We start from the raw sequence: 19,714 nt of genomic DNA on the forward strand, positions 1-19,714 counted from the left end.
ATATGTATTAAATGAAAAAAAATATCCAAACCATTTTTCTTGGAATATTGTTTCCTTCATTAGGATTATTTGCACAGGTTAGCACGACACCATTTAGTTTGATGAGTAAAAAAGGGTTTTATCAAAATCCTATTTTGCATTCAGATTATTCAGATCCAGATGTGATTCGTGTGGGAGATACATATTATATGACGGCATCTTCTTTTAACTGTATTCCTGGTTTACCAATTTTAGAATCAACTGATTTAGTTAATTGGAAACAGATAAGCTATGCCTTGACAAAACAACCTCCGTTTGAGGTGTATGATAAACCTCAACATGGCAATGGGGTTTGGGCACCATGTATCCGATACCACAACAATGAATTTTATATTTATTATCCAGATCCCGATTTTGGAATTTATATGGTTAAATCCAAAGATGTACTTGGTCCATGGTCCTCTCCTGTTTTAGTTAAATCAGGAAAAGGATTGATAGATCCTACTCCTTTGTGGGATGACGATGGGAAAGCGTATTTAATTTATGCTTTTGCTGGAAGTAGAGCCGGAATAAAAAGCATGTTAGTAGCGTGTACTATGAATTCGGAAGGTATTTTGGCAAATAATGATGAAGTATTGATTATAGACGGACATCAAGATGAGTCTACGATTGAAGGACCGAAGATATATAAAAAAAATGGGTATTATTATATTTTTGCCCCAGCAGGAGGCGTGGCAACTGGTTGGCAAACCGTGTTGAGGTCTAAACATATTTTTGGCCCTTACGAGAAAAGAAAGGTATTAGAACAAGGCAACACAACTATAAATGGTCCACATCAAGGTGCTTGGGTACAAACGCAAACAGGTGAAGATTGGTTTTTTCATTTTCAAGATAAAGGGGCTTATGGAAGAATAGTTCATTTACAACCAATGAAATGGAAAGATGAATGGCCGATAATTGGAGCTGACCCAGATGGAGACGGAATAGGAGAACCTATTTTGACTTATCGAAAACCTAATGTTGGTAAAATTGGTTCTTCAGTTACTCTAAAAACGTCAGATGAATTTAATGATACAAAATTAGGTTTGCAATGGCAATGGCATGCCAATCCTAAAGTGTATTGGGGATTCCCAAGTAATTTAGGGTATTATACATTAAATTGTATTCCAAAACCTAAAGAAGCAATCAACCTTTGGGATGTTCCCAATATAGTATTGCAAAAATTTCCAGCAGAAGAATTTACCGCAACAACTAAATTAACATTCAATCCTCGTTTTGATGATGAAGAAGTTAATTTTGTAATCATGGGTATGGATTATGGCTTAGTTAAAATCAAACAAGTTCAAGGTAAAAACATTTTGTCTCAAGTAGTATGTAAAGCGGCTGATAAAAAAGGAATTGAAAGAGAGATCGCTTCGACTTCATTGCAAAACAATTTAGTATATCTTCGAGTAAAAGTAACTCAAGGAGGGATTTGTATTTTTTCCTACAGTGAAAATGGAACTGATTTTAAAGAAATAGGAGATCCGTTTCCCGCTAAAGAAGGAAGATGGATTGGAGCAAAAATAGGATTTGTTGCTTTGCGAAATGGATTTATTAACGATGCAGGAAATGTAAAAATAGATTGGGTTAGATTTAACGAATAAAAAAATGAGTAGTTTGAAAAGAATTTTAAGTGTTTTTTGTATTGTAGTCTCAATCAGTGTTTCGGCACAAGTAGTTGCGAAATCTTGGAAACAAATTATCTCTTCTTCAGATGAAAAATGGTTTGCTTCTGATGAGGCTACTCAAATAGCCGAAAATGTGTTGTTATACCAACGAAATATTGGAGGTTGGCCCAAAAATATTCAGATGCAAGCACCTCTTTCGGCTACAGACCAACAAAAATTGATTGATTTAAAATCTTCTCCTAAAGATTGTACGATTGATAATGGGGCAACCTGCCAGGAGATGCTATTATTATCAAAAGTATATAAGCAAAATCCAGATGTAAGATATAAAAACGCATTTTTAAAAGGTTTAGATTATTTACTTGCAGCTCAATATGATAATGGAGGGTGGCCACAGTTTTATCCTTTAATTAAGGGGTATTATACTCATATTACGTACAATGATGATGCGATGGTCAATGTTTTGGAATTGTTTAGAGAACTCAAAAACAAGTCTAATGTCTATTTGATAACCCCGTCTCCAGAAATTGTAGAAAAAGTAAATGTTGCTTTTAATAAGGGAATAGATTGTATTTTAAAAACACAATACAAACAAAACGGACAGCTTACCGCTTGGTGCGCGCAACATGATGAAAACACATTACTCCCTGCAAAAGCGCGTGCTTACGAGTTGCCTTCTTTGAGTGGAAAAGAATCAGCTCAAATAGCTTTATTATTGATGTCGATTGATAACCCCAATAAAGCAATTATAAATGCAGTAGAAGGGGCCATTCGTTGGTTTGAGAAAACAAAAATTACCGGAGTTAAAATAGAAACGGTTATTGACGATGTGACAAAAAAGAAAAATAAAGTTGTTGTTTCAAGTCCTAATTTGGAGGAGCCATTATGGGCTAGGTTTATGGATTTGGATACTAATGTCCCTTTTTTTTGTGATCGAGATGGAATAAAAAAAGCTACTTTGGCTGAAATAGGTTTCGAACGTCGAAACGGTTATGCTTGGTACACTAACGAACCCAAAGAAGTGCTGAAAATGTATTCTAAATGGAAAAATAAAATAGCGGCTATTTCTTTAAAAAATGGGGTTAAAAATAGTGTAACCAAAGATGAAAATTATTTTGTAGTTGATCAAAAGGGCACAGGAGATTTTAAGACTATTCAAGAAGCTATAAATGCATCCAGAGCATTTCCTTATGAGAGAATCACTATTTTGGTTAAAAACGGGATTTATAAAGAAAAAGTAAAAATACACTCTTGGAATCCTAAGATTACTTTGTTAGGAGAAAGCAGAGAAGGTACTATTATTACGTATGACGATTATTTTAATAAAATAGGATTGGGTAGAAACAGCACCTTTTATACGTATACGATGTTGGTTGAAGGCAATGATTTTATAGGCAAAAATCTGACTGTTCAAAATACCTCAGGTGAAGTAGGGCAGGCAGTAGCCCTAAATGTAAATGCAGATAGAGCGATGTTTACTAATTGTTCTTTTTTAGGAAACCAAGATACATTGTATACTTCGGGAGAAGGGACTAAAAATTATTTTAGTAATTGTTATGTCGAAGGAACTACCGATTTTATTTTTGGAGATGCAACGGCTTTATTTGACAATTGCGAAATTTATAGTAAGAAAGATTCCTATATAACGGCAGCATCAACTCCTCAAGACGCTGCTTTTGGCTATGTTTTTAAAAATTGTAAATTGACGGCAGCTGAAGGTGTAAGTCAGGTATATTTAGGCCGTCCGTGGCGTATTTATGCAAAAACGGTTTTCATTAATTGTGAAATGGCTAAACATATTAGATCAGAGGGTTGGGAAAATTGGTCTAAACCTGAAGCTGAAAAAACAGCCTTTTATGCAGAATATAATTGTACTGGAGCTGGATATCAACCGCACAAAAGAGTTATTTGGTCACATCAATTGACTAAAAAAGAGTCTGAAAAATACACCCCAGAAGCTGTTTTAGGAATCGAATTTACACATCAAATTCAATCATTTAAATAATAAATTTACACAGTTCGTTTTAATCTTAAATATAAATAATATGAAATTACCCTTTATTTTTTCTGCTATTATATCGTTTAGTTGTTTTGCTCAAAAAAATACCATTTATACTATTGGCGATTCTACAATGGCTGATAAAATAAAACCAAATGAGAACCCAGAGAAAGGTTGGTGCCAAGTGTTACCTTCTTTTTTTGATTTGAATAAAGTCACGATTGATAATAGAGCTGTTAATGGAAGAAGTACTAAAAGTTTCATTGATGAAAAACGATGGGAATCTGTATATAATTCTTTGAAACCGGGTGATTATGTATTCATTCAATTTGGACATAATGATGAAAAAGTGGCTGATTCTACTCGGTATACCAATCCGCATACAACTTATCGACATAATTTAATTCGTTTTGTTACCGAAACAAGAGAAAAAGGAGGAATTCCAATTTTGTTTTCATCAATAGCAAGAAGAAATTTTAATGAGCAAGGTGTTTTAATAGGTACTCATGGCGATTATCCATTAGAAACGCGCTTAGTAGCTCAAGAGTATCAAGTGCCATTCATTGATCTAGAGTATTATACAGAAGTGTTAGAACAGTCTCAAGGAGTAGAAAAATCTAAAGATCTGCATTTGCACTTTAAGCTGGGAGAACATCCGTATTATCCAGAAGGTAAAGAAGATAATACCCACTTATCTGTCAAAGGAGCTACGGCAGTAGCAGAATTAGCGATAGAATGTATAAAAAAGATAAAAGATCCAGCTGTAAATCAATTAAAAAGAGCCCTTAAAAAGTAATTCTTAACGTCTAATAGAATACTTCAATTAACCTATTTCAATCAATTTAATTGAGGAAAATAAAAAATATAGAAATGGAACAAACATGGAGATGGTTCGGCCCGAATGACTCAGTTAAATTATCCGATATAGCACAGGCCGGGGCAACAGGAATTGTAACTGCACTGCACCATATTTCTAATGGAGAAGTTTGGGAAGTAAGTGAAATCGAAAAAAGAAAAAATACTATTTTGTATAAGAATGGAGTGGATGGAGAATTGACAGGATTGAATTGGTCAGTTGTAGAGAGTATTCCAGTACACGAAGACATCAAGAAGCAAACAGGGAATTATTTGCACTATATTGACAATTATAAACAAAGCATTAAGAACTTGGCATCTTGTGGAATTCAGACAGTATGCTACAACTTTATGCCGGTATTAGATTGGACTCGAACCGATTTGTCTTATGAAGTAGCAGATGGTTCTAAGGCTTTACGGTTTGACATCAATGAATTTACTGCTTTTGATTTGTTTATTCTTCAAAGGCCTGATGCAGAAAAAGATTATTCTCCAGAGCGAATTCAAGCCGCGACTTTATGTTTTGAGAGACTAACGGCTGATGACAAACTAAAATTACAACAAAATATTTTAGCTGGTTTACCAGGAGCAGAAGAAGCATATAGTATTCAAGATTTTTTAAAAGTATTAGAGGGTTATAGAAATATAGATGCGCAGCAATTAAAAGCTAATTTGTTTTTCTTTCTAAAGGAAATTATACCCGTAGCTGAAAGCGTTAATGTTAAAATGGCGATTCATCCGGACGATCCTCCTTATTCTATATTGGGATTGCCAAGAGTCGTAAGCACAGAATCTGATTTAATTGATTTACTATCTGTCATTGATTCGCCATCTAATGGTTTTACAATGTGTACGGGATCATACGGAGTAAGAGCCGATAATGACCTTGTGGGTATGGTGGAACGCCATGGAAAAAAAATGAATTTTATTCATTTGAGAAGTACGCAAAGGGAATCAAATGGTAGTTTTTTTGAGGCCAATCATTTAGAAGGAAATGTAGATATGTTCGGGGTAGTAAAAGCAATTATTACAACAGAAAGAGAAATAAATCATTCTATTCCGATGCGACCCGATCATGGACACCAAATGCTAGATGATTTAACTAAAAAAACAAATCCTGGATACTCTGCAATAGGCCGTTTAAGAGGTTTGGCAGAATTAAGAGGTTTGGAAATGGGAATACAAAAAAGTTTGTTTTAATTATTTCTGTTAATCAAAATTTGAATGTTCCTTCAATTTAGTTTTTGTTAAATAGTACTATAATTCTTTATTTAATAAATTGTTTTATCATCAACTTGAGTGAGTTTTATATCATAAAAAACAGTTGGTCTAATATGTAAAATGCAGGAGGGTACAGGATGCTTTTATTTTTGGTTCACATTATTTTGGTGCCAAATTAGGCGGTTGTATTCCTGTAAAAACATCCGTCCTAATTTACCTAAAAAGGTATTGATTAAATAAAAACTAAAGAAATTGCAATGAGGTTGAATGCTTTAAAAAAAACAGTTACGGTTTTATTGATTATAGTTACAGTATTATCTGTAAACGCAGCTGAAATTTGGGTTTCTCCTCAGGGTAGTGATCTTAATATTGGAACAAAGTCAAGTCCACTAGCAAGTGTTCAAATGGCTTTGCGAAAAGCAAGAGATCTACGTCGTTTGAATGATGCATCCATCAAAGGAGGTATTCATATTATCTTGATGGATGGGACTTTCTATTTGAATGAACCTCTATTTGTAAGACCAGAAGATTCAGGTACTATTGATAGTCCTACTTTAATTCAAGCAGATGCAAATGCGAAGCCCGTTTTGAGTGGCGGTTTGTCAATTACAAAATGGACAAAATCTCTTGCCTTAAATGGGCTAAAAGCAGGGGTTGTTTGGGAAGCTGATGCGCCTAAAATAGCAGGCGAAATCTTGAATTATCGTCAATTATGGGTTAATGGAACAAAAGCGGTCAGAGCTAAAAGTACCATTGGTAATCAAATGGATCGCATTTTATCTTGGGACAAAGAGACACAATCCTGTTGGATTCCTTACAAAAATAAATCGGTTGCCTTTGAACCAGGAATGGAACTATTTATAGTGCAATGGTGGGCAATTGCTAATTTACGCATCAAAGATATTCAAGTTCAAAAAGATAGTGCTAGACTTTCATTTGAGCAACCTGAAAGTCGAATTCAAAGCGAACATCCTTGGCCAGCGCCTTGGATTTCTAAAAATAATGGTAACTCAGCATTTTATTTGACGAATGCCCTTTCGATGTTAGACGAACCAGGAGAGTGGTATTTGGACAGAAAAAGAGGGAAAGTGTATTATTATCCAAGAAAGGATGAAAATATGACTAGCGCAATAGTTACGGTGCCTGTCTTGGAAAATTTAGTTCAAATAAAAGGAACCATAGATACCCCTGTACACGATTTTAAGTTCAAAGGAATTTCTTTTGAATATAGTAACTGGCTGCGTCCTTCTCAACAGGGGCATGTACCTTTACAAGCAGGGATGTATTTGTTAGACGCTTACAAATTAAAAATACCAGGAACACCCAATCAAGCTAGTTTAGAAAATCAAGCTTGGGTAGGAAGGCCAAGAGCAGCTGTTGAGGTTAATTACGCAGCGAATACTGTTTTTGAAGGGTGTTGTTTTGAACATTTATCATCTACAGGTTTGGATTTTAACAAAGGGACGAATCATAACAGAATTCAAGGAAATTTGTTTAAGGATATTGGTGGTAGTGCGATTAATTTGGGTGTTTTCTCAGAAGAAGCATTTGAAGCACATTTACCCTATAATCCAAAGGATGAAAGAGAGGTTTGTTCGGATGAATTAGTAGCAGATAATGTGATTACTAATGTTGCTAATGAAGATTGGGGGACATTAGGAATTAGTGCGGGATTTGTCAAAAATTGTACAATAGAACACAATGAAATTTCGGATGTTGCTTACTCCGGTATTTCATTAGGTTGGGGCTGGAATCCAAGTCCGAATGTGATGAGAAATAATAAAATCATAGGCAATAAAATTCACCACTATGCGAAGCATTTACACGATGTTTCGGGAATTTATACCCTTTCAGCACAGCCAGATAGTAGGATAGAGGAAAATTATATTGACTCGGTTTATTTGAGTCCGTATGCGCACGATCCTTTTCTATGGTTGTATTTGTATACTGACGAAGGCTCATCTTATTTTACAATTAAAAACAATTGGATCCCAACCGAAAAGATTCTTAAAAACAATAATGGTCCCGCAGGAAATATTTGGCAAGATAATAATCCTTATGTGGCGGACGCGATTAAGCAAAATGCGGGAGTTAGACCTTCTTTTTCTCAATTGACAAAGGAGGTGGTTGTGGACAAAAATTGGGGATTACAAGAACTGCCTGAGTTTGTAGCAATTGAGTTAGTTGGAGATGATTTTGACGTGGCTAAAATAAATTCAACTTTAAAGGGATTTCGAATTGTTGACCAACAATTGCATCAGTGGCAAAATCATTTGGTAGTTTATGGCAAAATGAATAATCCGCAAAGGGTAAAAAATAAACTGGCTTTAGCGTTTCCAAAGGCAGCAATTAAAATTTACGAAAAACCAATATACAATTTTGCTAAAGCTGAAAGATGTAAAGAGTCAAAACCGGTATCAGAATGGGAGCATATTATTTTATCAGCAAATTTAGTAGATGATGCTAAGTTACAACAAGAATATTTAGATTACCACGCTACTCAGTTTGAGAAATGGCCTGAGGTTGCTCAAGGTTTTTGTAATGCCGATTTTCAGCAGTTACAAGTATTCAAAAATGGCAAACAATTAATTCTGGTGATTAGTATTCCAAAAGGAAAAACCTTAGACGAATTGAATCCAAAGACGATAGAAAATAATCCTCGAGTGAACGATTGGAATGCTCAAATGAAGCACTACCAAACGGGAATTCCAGGAACAAAACCAGACGAAACTTGGGTGTTTTTCAAAAAAATAAATTAATAAAATAGAAGCATGTTAAAAATTGCCATTCTTGGTCTAGGCGAAGGGAGAAGCACCATTTCGGCCGCTTTGAGTAGTCCTAAGTTAGAGTTAGTCAAAATATGTGATAAAAATGAAGACTTGTGCAAGCAAAGAGCCAAGGAGTTCGATTTTTACCATTATACACAAGAATATGAGGATTTATTAAACGATGATAAAATTGATATTATCGCTATTTATACTCCGGATCATTTGCATGCAGAACATGTGAAACAAGCCCTATTGCACGGTAAGCATGTGGTATGTACTAAACCTTTTATTGACGATTTGTCAAAGGCGAAAGAATTATTAGCCTTGAGTCGACAAACAGGTAAAAAAGTTTTCATTGGTCAAAGTTCTCGATTTTTTGAACCTGCCAAAAGGCAACGTAAAGATTTTGAAGAAGGAGTAATTGGAGATTTGATAACAATAGAATCTCATTATCACGCAGATCATCGTTGGTTTTTAGCCAAAGGCTGGTCTTTATTGCAATCTTTCAAATGGTTGTATGGAGGGTTAAGTCATCCTGTGGATTTTATTCGTTGGTATTTACCCAATATAGAAGAAGTAATGGGGTACGGAATGATAAGCAGTAATGGAGCAGTCGCAGGGTTGAAGAATGAAGATACGATGCACTTTATTTTTAAAGCTACTGATGGACGAATTGCCAGAGTAAGTGGAGTGTACACCTCTCCAACACAACCCACCCAACGCGATAGCGGAATGAGTTGTATTTTGAGAGGAACTTTAGGTGCGAGTCAAGCCGATTATCATGAATTACGTTATGCTGTTACCACTAGAGAGGGAGAAGAAAAAATGATCCATTGGGGAGATGCTACTCTAAAACATTATTTCCGATTTGAAGGTCAAAGCCATCATGCAGGAGAATATCAAAACTATTTGGACTATTTTGTGGATAGTATAGAGCAAAATTTTACCGCTTACCCTGATATGGAAGAAGGAATTCAAACGGTTGCCCTTTTACAAGCGATGGATAAGAGTTTGCAAACAGGAATGCCTATTAAAATAGCAGATGTTTTAAAAGAATATAATTTATGAATAGTATCTACGATAAATTAACAACATTAGATTTTATTATTGTTGCTCTATATTTAGTGACCTTATTAGTCATTGGTTATGTGGTAAGTGTCAAACAAAGCAAAAAAAATGAAACACTTTTTTTAGCTGGAAATTCGCTTAACTGGTACAATATTGGGTTCAATATGTGGGGAACTAATGTAGGTCCTTCTTCTTTATTAGCCTTTGCGAGTATTGGGTATGCAACAGGTATTGTTGCGGGGAATTTTGAATGGTATGCTTTTGTTTTTCTATTGTTATTGGCAATGGTTTTTGCCCCGCGTTATATTGCGAGTAAGGTAAGTACGATGCCAGAATATATGGGAAAACGTTATGGAGATAGTACGCAAACTATTTTGGCTTGGTATGCTTTGGTAAAAATTTTAGTGAGTTGGTTATCTCTAGGGCTGTTTAGTGGAGGGGTATTAGTTCGCCAAATTTTAGGAATACCGATGTGGCAAAGTGTTACTGTTTTGGTTGTCTTCTCCGGAATATTCACCTATGCAGGAGGTTTGAAAGCGATTGCCAAGGTAAATGTATTTCAAATGATATTATTAATTGTAGTTTCCTTGACACTTTCGTTTTTAGGATTGCAAAAAGTAGGAGGAATAGAGGCCTTAATAGCTAAAACGCCAGCTAATTTTTGGAATTTGGTTCAACCAGCAACCGATGCACATTATCCTTGGCCGGCCATTTTACTTGGGTATCCAGTTGCGGCAGTTGCCTTCTTTTGTACCGACCAATCCATGGTTCAAAGTGTGTTGGGAGCTAAAAATTTAGAACAAGGACAATTAGGAGTCAATTTTATTGGTTGGTTAAAAGTATTGGCTTTGCCATTGTTTATTTTACCAGGAATTTTGTGCTATGTTCTGTACCCAGATTTAGGGGAACACTCTGATTTAGCTTACATGACTATGGTGACTAATTTATTCCCAAGCGGAATGAACGGTTTGGTAATTTGCGTGATGATTGCAGTCTTAGTAGGAACGATAGGTTCTTCATTGAATGCTTTGAGTACGGTTTTTACCAATGATATTTATGTAAAAAAGATGAATCCTGAAGCTTCCATTCAGGAACAAATAAAAATAGGAAGAATTACTATTGGGGTAGGGTGTTTGTTTGCTATTCTTATTGCTGTGGCAATTGATAATATTAAAGGTCAAAATTTGTTTAATATTTTCCAGGCTGTTTTAGGTTTTTTAGCTCCTTCTTTATCAGTGGTTTTCTTATTGAGTATTTTTTGGAAACGCACCACCAAAAAAGCAGTAAACGGAATTCTATCTTGGGGTTCTGCTTTCAGTTTGTTTATCGGAATTTTATATTTATGGGTTTTTCCTGCTGATCAATATCCTGTTTGGCCTCATTTTTTATTGATTTCTTTTTATATTTTCATGGTGTTGTTAGTTGCGGCAATTTTAATTTCATTGTTGGATAAAAATCCTGAAACTAATTTTGTTAGTGAAACCGATATTCCTAAAACAACGAAGAGGGTAAAAGTACTCTTTGCATTATTGGCTTTGGTAATTATAAGTTTATACTTTATATTTAATTTTAATTAATGTACTAAAGTTGTCTATAAAGTAAAAAAGGATTCTCTTAAATAATAGAGAATCCTTTTTTATTTGGTCATAAAAATAGATCGATTGCTTGCAATTGAGATAGTAAATTATATGCTTTTTCTACTTTTCGGGATGGAGCAGGTTGTAAAATGTAAAAATAACACTTATATTTATTCCCTAAATATACTGTTATGCAAAATCGATTTTCAACTCTTACATTTTTAGTTGTTTTTATCACTTTATTTTCGAGTTTGTTCTCGTTAGCTCAGGATAAATCAAAAGAAGCTACTTGGATTTGGTATCCAGGAGATTTCGAAGTTTGGTTAAGCAATAAAATGCAGGTAAGACGAACAGAACGCGAAGCAGTATTTCCACCTCTTTGGCAATATTATAGTCCGTATTCCTTAGTAACTTTTCAAACAGAGGTAGCTATTCCAGAACCTGATGAAGTAAAAATTTATACGGAAGGGTCTTTTCAATTACTTGTAGATGGTGCTCAAATTTACGGGCAACCCAAATCAATAAAAATTCCTGCTGGAAAGCATAAAATTTCTTTTAAAGTATATCAACAAGAAGTACTTCCTGCTATTTATATAGCGGGAAAATATGTTAAATCGGATGCATCTTGGAAGGTGACTAATGAAGACAAACTTTGGATTGATGAAAATGGAAAAGCACAACAATCAGGAACACCTTGGGTTCCGGTGGGTTCATGGAATTTTAATACCCCGGAGAGCAAACCTTCCGAGTTTAAGCTAACAACAAAAGCTTGGAATGCAAAAAAAATAGAAAAAATAGGAACGGGTAAATTGGTCGATTTTGGTAAAGAAACCTTTGGTTATATCAAAATTCACGGTTTAAAAGGAAAAGGAAAAGTAGCTCTTTATTATGGTGAATCCCGTGAAGAAGCCCTCGATTCAGCTAAATGTGAAACCTTAGACCATTTGTCTTTTGATGGAAAACAAGCTGAAACCTATACTCATAATGGATCTAAAGCATTTCGATATGTTCAAGTACAGGCGGATCCAACTGTGAAATATGATTCGATTTCGATGCTTTATGAATATTTACCATTACACAATCGAGGAGCATTCAAATCTTCAGATCAATTATTGAATAGAATTTGGGATGTATCGGCTTATACCATGCAATTAACCTCCCGCGAATTTTTTATAGACGGAATCAAACGGGATCGTTGGGTTTGGTCTGGCGATGCGTATCAAAGTTATTTAATGAATTATTATTTATTTTTTGATTCGCCTTCTGTTGAACGAACCTTGTTAGCGCTTCGTGGTAAAGAACCTGTGACGGCGCATATTAATATCATCATGGATTATTCGCTGTATTGGTTTGTGGGTGTTTACGATTATTACTTACACACGGGCGATACTAAATTTATCAAAACATTTTATCCACGAATGAAATCACTTATGGATTTCTGTTTAAAAAGAAGAAATCAAAACGGATTCCTAGAACCATTAGAAGGCGATTGGGTTTTTATTGATTGGGCAAATGGATTGCCAAAAACAGGAGAGGTTAGTTTTGAGCAAATGCTTTTAGCAAGAAGTCTAGAAGCTATGGCGGTTAGTGCTAAAATTGCAGGTGAAAATGAAGACCAAAAACAGTATGAAAAATTAGCGGATGATTTAAAAACAAAATTATTTGATGTGTTTTGGGATAAAAAAGAAAATGTGATGAAGCACCAACGCATAAACGGTAAAATGCAAGATATTGTAACCCGATATGCTAATATGTTTGGTATCTTTTTCAATTATTTTAATGAAGACCAAAAGCAAAGTATAAAAAATAAGGTGTTGCTTAACGACACTATTCTTAAAATCACAACACCCTACATGCGTTTTTACGAATTGGAAGCTTTGTGTGCTATGGGCGAACAAGATTATGTGTTGAAAGAAATGAAGGACTATTGGGGAGGAATGTTAAAAGAAGGAGCCACTTCATTTTGGGAAGAATACAATCCGACTAAAAAAGGAACAGAACATTTGGCAATGTATGGACGCCCTTATGGTAAAAGTCTTTGTCACGCCTGGGGTTCTAGCCCGATTTATTTGTTAGGAAAGTATTATTTAGGAGTAAAACCTACCGCTCCGGGCTATTCTGAATACGAAATAAAACCAAATTTAGGAGGTTTACAATGGATGGAAGGTAAAGTGCCAACACCAAAAGGTGAAGTCGCTGTTTATGTAAGCCAATCCGAAATAAAAGTACAATCCGGAGAAGGAGAAGGGAAATTGATTTTTGAGAGTAAAATCAAGCCTAGAACCAATTCAGGAACGATTGTTAATTTGTCAAAAAACAAATACCAAGTAACTATACAACCAGGTGTTGCCTACCAAATCAGTTATAAAACTTTATAAAATGAAATGTAACCTCGCATCAAAATGTTTTTTACTGCTGATTGTTTTTCATTTTCAGCTTTTTGCTCAAGCCCAAAATAAGGATTGGGAGCCAGTTTCTTTTGAAGTTGTTAACCAATACAAAACATTCAAAACAACAAAATATGCTCATGTTTTTTCGGGAAGCAAACACAATATTGTTCGGTTGACTCCAGAATTACAAGGGGTAACAGGTGTTGAACTTCCTTTGAATTCGTATAAAAACGGAACGAATACACCTTTAAAATTAAGATTGAAAGAAGATGCTATAGTACTTATTGGTACTTTTAAAGATAAAAATAATGCTGAATTTTTGCAATTAGGCACTACAGATGCTGCATTTCTTCTATTCCAAAATGGGGTAACAATTACAGGATTGCCTTCCGTCGATGTTTATGCAGTTTCTTATAAAAAGGGAACACACGTAATTTTACCATCTGCAAAAGGAGTATATACCATTTTGGGAGTTGTTAAAAGGAAAGAAAATTTAGTTGCTATAAATGCAGAACAATTAGATGGTAGATTGTGGAATCCCACTTTTATCGTAGAAGGCTTCTCAGATGACAAACCAGTTTTTGATATTATCGGCGGAGAGAACAAACCTGTTATTGATGAGGGAATGTCAGGAACTGAAGGAATTCAGGGAGGTTTTGAGGGCGGACGCGTAGTGAAAGTAGGCAATACCTACCATATGTTTCCAACAGAAAGAGCCGGAGAAATAGGAGTACCGTATTATTATGACCGTGTAAAAACAAAAATTGGGCACTGGACAAGTCAAGATGCTATTCATTGGAAAAGAGAATCGACAATTTTGCAAGCAAGTGGAAATTATGCCGTTACCGAAGATGATAATCCAATGAACGATCGTCGTGCTGCCATTTGGTCGTACATGCCTGTTTTTAATGAAAAAGCCAATAAATGGTATGGGTATTATTTGGCTTATACCGTGCACAAAGAAATTGAACCTAACCATTCTTTTGGTCGCATTTGGCGTTGCGAATCCACTGTAGAAGGAAAAGACGGGATAGGTGGTCCTTACAAAGATATGGGGATTATCATGGAGCCTGGATTGGATTCCCAACCTTGGGAAGGGCGACAAGGAGTGGCTTCTTTTTTTCCCTATCCAGTAGGAGAAAATAAATATCTTGGATTTTATAGTGGTGCCTATCCTTTTCAATCTTGGGCAGATTATCCTAAAAAATCAGGAAAGGGATGGTTTGTGGCTTTGGCAGAATCCAACAGTTTAGAGGGACCTTGGCACCGATTGAATAAAGGTGTAGCACCCATAAAAAGCATTCATCCCTTATTTGTAGAAAACCCAATTGTGAGTCGGCTCCCTAATGGCTTGTACATTGCCATTTTTGACGGAGGTCCTGATGGTTGGGGACATCATTTGCCTAATATGATGGGGTATTCGTTGTCAAAAGACGGATACAATTGGACCGAAGCCCATTATTGGCCGATAGAAACAAAAGTCACTCAATGGTGGGATATCATGCGAACACCTCTTTGTTTAATTCCAGAAGGAAACGATGTGTATACTATTGTCTATAACGCAATTGATTTGAAAAAAAGATTTCATCCAACAGGAATGGTAAAACTAAAACTGAATCGTGATGTGATGGAAGCTCGATTGAAGGAATTGGAAAAGAAAAAATAACAACACAGATTGAACAGATTAGAGAAATAGCCGCAGCTATTTTAATTTTTCTAATTTCTTACTTCAGTGTCAAAAGAATAACAACATTCAACAATGAAAAATACAATACTATATCTCGTTTTTGGAATAGCCACTTTGTTCGTAGTGAGTTGCGCCACCCAATACAAAAAGCGCGAAATCACAGATAGTGTGATGAATGAAATTTATAACGAAGTAAAAACCCCTTATAAATATGGTTTGGTTATGGTGCCAACAGACAATTCATACAAAATGGATTGTCCGAGTGTTTTCAATAAAGACGGGAAATGGTACATGACGTATCTAATTTACGATGGTAGAGGCTATGAAACGTGGTTAGCAGAAAGTGATGATTTATTGCATTGGAAACATTTAGGAAAAGTAATGTCTTTTTCTGAAAATACTTCGCATTGGGATGTGAATCAAAAAGCAGGTTATATTGCATTACAAGACCCTAAGTGGGGAGGAAGTTATGAATGGGAAAAGTATAAAGGAAAATACTGGATGAGTTATTTTGGTGGCGATAGTCGTGGGTATGAAGCAGGAATTCTTTCAATAGGAATGGCGTATACCAAACAATCTCCAACAACGCCTCACGAATTTAGCCGATTGGAACAAGCTGTATTGAGTCCAAAAGACAAAGACGTTCGCTGGTGGGACAATAGCACCATGTATAAAAATACAGTAATTAAAGATGCCGAGAAGGTAACAGGTCATAATTTTATCATGTATTATAATGCTCGAGGCGATAGTTTAAAACCAGCTCGTGGTGCAGAACGAATTGCAATGGCGGTTTCTAATGACATGAAAACATGGAAACGATTTGGAAATTCTCCGCTGATTAATCATCACAAAGGGATTTCGGGCGATCCTTATATTCAGCGTATTAATGATACTTGGGTTATGTTTTATTTTGGTGCGTTCTGGAAACCAGGAGCCTTTAATCGATTTGCAGTATCGAATGATTTAATCCATTGGAAAGATTGGGAAGGCGATGATTTAATTAAATCGTCTGAAGAGTATGATGCCATGTTTGCCCATAAATCCTTTGTTGTAAAGCATGATGGAATTGTCTATCATTTTTATTGTGCGGTTAATAAAAAAGAACAAAGAGGTATAGCCGTGGCAACTTCTACAGATTTAGGTCAAAGCGAAATGAAATTTGTTCCCTTAGAAAAATAATCATGAGAAAAATCAATCTACTTTTTAGTGTCTTTTTGTGCAGCTATGTAATTCAGGCACAAACGGTAACAGGCGAACCAGCAGGGATTCCAGAACTGCCTAAAAAATACAGTTTCACTCCTTGGGAAGACCCTACAATAACAAGTTTAAACAGGCAACCCTCTCGGGCGACGGCTTATTCCTACACAAGTTTGGAAGATGCTTTGGCGGGGAATAGAGACAAGAGTAGGTTGCAATTATTAAATGGAAATTGGAATTTTAAGTATGCTGTAAATCCAAGTGAAGCTCCTAAAGATTTTTACAAAGAAAAAGTAACAGGATGGGATACGATTGAAGTACCTTCTAATTGGGAATTAAAAGGGTATGATATTCCCATTTATAAAAGTGCTGTTTATCCTTTTAGACCTGTAAATCCACCCTTTATACCTAAAGATTATAACGGAGTTGGTTCATATCAAAGAACTTTTACTGTGCCCGAAAATTGGAAAGACTTGAATGTTACGTTACATTTTGGCGGAGTAAGTTCTGTTTTTCAAGTATGGTTAAACGGAGAATTTTTAGGGTATGGAGAGGATAGTTTCTTGCCTTCCGAATTTACTATTTCACCTTACTTAAAAGCAGGAGAGAATGTATTGTCTGTTCAGGTAATACGTTGGGGAGATGGTTCTTATTTAGAAGATCAAGATCATTGGAGGGTGAGTGGAATTCAAAGAGAAGTTTTTTTGATGGCTGAGCCCAAATTGCGTATTCAAGATTTTTTCTACCAAACTAAATTGGATAAAAGATACGAAGATGCCATTTTCCAATTGCGCCCTAAATTAGAGAATTTAACGGGTGATAATAAAGTGTATGACTATTCTTTTGAAGTACAGTTGTATGATGCAAAAAACCAGCCTCTGTTTAAAGAAGCTTTAAAAAAATCGGTTAAGGATATTATGAATGAAAGTTATCCTCGATTGGATAATGTTCGTTTTGGAATGTTTAAAGAAATCATAAAAAATCCATTGAAATGGAGTGCTGAGAGTCCTAATTTGTACACTTTAACCTTAACTTTAAAGGATAGTAAAGGGCAAATTTCAGAAGTAAAAAGTTGTAAACTGGGTTTTCGTTCTATTGAATTTTCTAAAGAAAATGGTAAAATGTTAATTAACGGAAAAGAAACGTATGTGTACGGAATCAATCGCCACGACCATCATCCAATTAAAGGAAAAGCAGTATCTCGAGCAGATATATTGGAAGATATCAATACCATTAAAAAATACAATTTTAATTTAATCCGAACGAGTCATTACCCTAGCGATCCTTATTTCTATGATTTGTGTGACCAATACGGGATTATGGTTATGGACGAAGCTAATCTCGAAACGCATGGCGTGGGAGGTAAATTGAGTAATGATACGCAATGGACGAATGCTTATATGGAACGCATGACCCGAATGGTACAAAGAGATAAAAATCATCCTAGTATTGTTTTTTGGAGCTTAGGCAATGAAGGAGGTAAAGGGCCTAATCATGCCGCTATGTCAGGATGGGTTCACGATTTTGATATTACTCGACCTGTACATTATGAGCCAGCACAAGGAAATCCAAAGTTGGATGGCTATATTGATCCTTTGGATCCAAAATACCCAAAAACAATAGACCATGCACACCGGTTTGAAAATCCGCAAGACGAACCTTATGTCGATGTAGTTAGTCGTTTTTATCCTGGAGTTTTTACGCCTAAGTTTTTGGTAGATCAGAAAAAAGATACCCGACCAATTTTATTTGTTGAGTACGCTCATGCTATGGGAAATTCTGTTGGGAATTTAAAAGAATTGTGGGATGAATTTCGTTCACAGCCAAGAGTAATAGGAGGTTGTATTTGGGAATTTAAGGACCAAGGTTTGGTAAAAAAAGATCCTAAAACAGGTCAAGAATTTTATGCTCATGGAGGCGATTTTGGTGAAAAATACCATGACGGAAATTTTAATACCAAAGGTCTAGTAGCATCAGATGGTAGGCCTAAAGCTTCCTTATATGAGAGTAAATGGGTGTTTCAGCCCGTTGAAATGACTTGGGTTGATAAAGAAAGATTAGACACCGATAAACAGACTACTTATTCTGTACTAATCAAAAACCGTCAATCAGTCAATTCATTGGAAGCATTTATTCCAGTAATTAAAATTTTAGAAAATGGAAATGTGATTAAAGTGCAGCAATTACAACCTTTTAAGTTAGAACCTGGGCAATCAACCGTTTTTAACATAAAACCGTATTTGCCAAAAATGAAATTGGATGCTGAATATTTTGTCAATTTCGAATTTCAACTTTCTTCGGATACACCTTGGGCTAAAAAAGGGTATGCAGTGGCTACAGATCAGTTTTTGTTAAAAAAGAAAGAAACAGTGTCTATTGATTTTAATAAAGGAGAAAAAAATAGTGTTTCTGAATCCGATTCAGAATTTAAAATCAAGGGAAAAAAATTTGATATTACTATCAGTAAAGAAAATGGAGCGTTAAAGTCGTATGTATTTAATGGGGAGGAACAACTCTATGCTCCTTTACTTCCTAATTTTGTTAGACCATTGACAGATAATGATAAAAGAGGTTGGAAAGCGCATAAGGTCTTAAAGCAATGGTATCAGGCAACACCACAATTGAAGGCAGTACAAATGAGTCAATTGGACCATGCAATAAAAATCACCAGTGATTATGAAATTATTAAAGATAGTGCTCAGGTTAAAATTGTGTATACTGTTAATCCTCAGGGAATTATTAAGGTAGATTATAATTTGAAAGCATCAGATAAATTACCTCATATTCCAAAAATTGGTCTTCAAATGGGAATTCAACGAAAATTGGATCAAGTCTCATGGTATGGTAAGGGAGCGTTAGAAAATTATACTGATCGTAGTTTTGGTTTTCCAATAGGAAAGTATTCATTGCCTATAAATCAATTTATAGAACCCTATGTGAAACCACAGGAAAACGGGAATAGGACCGAAGTTAGATGGATGGCATTTACTAATTTTGCAAAAGAAAAAGGACTATTGATTGTCAAGGACTATAAAGATTTAAGTATGAGTGTTTGGCCTTATACACAAGAAAATTTAAAGGCGGCAACGCATACATTTGATTTAAAAGATCCAGGATTTTTGACTGTCAATATTGACTTAATCCAAATGGGTGTTGGAGGAAATGACAGTTGGTCACCAGTTGCCCAACCTTTGGAAAAATATCAAATTCCGTCAGGAAATTATGAATATAGTTTTTATATAATGCCTTTCGCAAAAGGAGGAACTACATTAGACGCAAGTTTGAAAAAATTCAAATTCTAAA

At 35.3% G+C, this 19,714-nt stretch carries 11 protein-coding genes; all 11 read left to right on the forward strand.

The features are described 5' to 3' along the window. The first annotated feature begins 11 nt into the window (after nucleotides 1-11). The gene (locus tag Q0L65_RS11945; protein ID WP_296686651.1) at nucleotides 12-1,625 is read left to right on the forward strand and encodes a glycoside hydrolase 43 family protein; all 1,614 of its coding nucleotides are present in this window, start codon (nucleotides 12-14) and stop codon (nucleotides 1,623-1,625) included. A gap of 4 nt (nucleotides 1,626-1,629) precedes the next feature. Beyond that, a complete protein-coding gene (gene pelA, locus Q0L65_RS11950) occupies nucleotides 1,630-3,654 on the forward strand; it encodes a pectate lyase (protein ID WP_296686654.1) in 2,025 nt (674 codons plus the stop codon). A 40-nt stretch (nucleotides 3,655-3,694) separates the two neighbouring features. Next, on the forward strand, nucleotides 3,695-4,444 hold the full coding sequence (locus Q0L65_RS11955; protein WP_296686656.1) for a rhamnogalacturonan acetylesterase: 750 nt from the start codon (nucleotides 3,695-3,697) through the stop codon (nucleotides 4,442-4,444). Between the two features lie 74 nt (nucleotides 4,445-4,518). After that, nucleotides 4,519-5,703 carry a mannonate dehydratase gene (gene uxuA, locus Q0L65_RS11960; RefSeq protein WP_296686658.1) on the forward strand — a complete coding sequence of 395 codons (1,185 nt, stop codon included), beginning with the start codon at nucleotides 4,519-4,521 and terminating at the stop codon, nucleotides 5,701-5,703. A gap of 278 nt (nucleotides 5,704-5,981) precedes the next feature. Continuing rightward, the gene (locus Q0L65_RS11965; protein WP_296686662.1) at nucleotides 5,982-8,483 is read left to right on the forward strand and encodes a right-handed parallel beta-helix repeat-containing protein; all 2,502 of its coding nucleotides are present in this window, start codon (nucleotides 5,982-5,984) and stop codon (nucleotides 8,481-8,483) included. 12 nt (nucleotides 8,484-8,495) lie between these two features. After that, nucleotides 8,496-9,560 carry a Gfo/Idh/MocA family oxidoreductase gene (locus tag Q0L65_RS11970; RefSeq protein WP_296686664.1) on the forward strand — a complete coding sequence of 355 codons (1,065 nt, stop codon included), beginning with the start codon at nucleotides 8,496-8,498 and terminating at the stop codon, nucleotides 9,558-9,560. Beyond that, complete coding sequence (locus Q0L65_RS11975) at nucleotides 9,557-11,137, forward strand: sodium:solute symporter (protein WP_296686668.1); 1,581 nt, start codon at nucleotides 9,557-9,559, stop codon at nucleotides 11,135-11,137. Before Q0L65_RS11970 ends, Q0L65_RS11975 begins: the two co-directional genes overlap by 4 nt. A gap of 191 nt (nucleotides 11,138-11,328) precedes the next feature. Continuing rightward, nucleotides 11,329-13,515, forward strand: coding sequence for an alpha-rhamnosidase (locus tag Q0L65_RS11980; protein ID WP_296686669.1), 2,187 nt, complete (start codon nucleotides 11,329-11,331; stop codon nucleotides 13,513-13,515). A 1-nt stretch (nucleotide 13,516) separates the two neighbouring features. Further along, nucleotides 13,517-15,193: a hypothetical protein gene (locus Q0L65_RS11985; RefSeq protein WP_296686671.1), complete on the forward strand. Its 1,677-nt coding sequence runs from the start codon at nucleotides 13,517-13,519 to the stop codon at nucleotides 15,191-15,193. Nucleotides 15,194-15,286: 93 nt separating this feature from the next. Continuing rightward, nucleotides 15,287-16,393: a glycosylase gene (locus Q0L65_RS11990; protein WP_296686673.1), complete on the forward strand. Its 1,107-nt coding sequence runs from the start codon at nucleotides 15,287-15,289 to the stop codon at nucleotides 16,391-16,393. Nucleotides 16,394-16,395: 2 nt separating this feature from the next. Next, nucleotides 16,396-19,713, forward strand: a complete 3,318-nt coding sequence (locus tag Q0L65_RS11995) for a glycoside hydrolase family 2 TIM barrel-domain containing protein (RefSeq protein WP_296686675.1) — start codon at nucleotides 16,396-16,398, stop codon at nucleotides 19,711-19,713. The last annotated feature ends 1 nt before the right edge of the window (nucleotide 19,714 follow it).

Origin of the sequence: Flavobacterium sp. (assembly GCF_024642105.1) — a bacterium.
In the GTDB taxonomy this organism is placed as follows: domain Bacteria; phylum Bacteroidota; class Bacteroidia; order Flavobacteriales; family Flavobacteriaceae; genus Flavobacterium.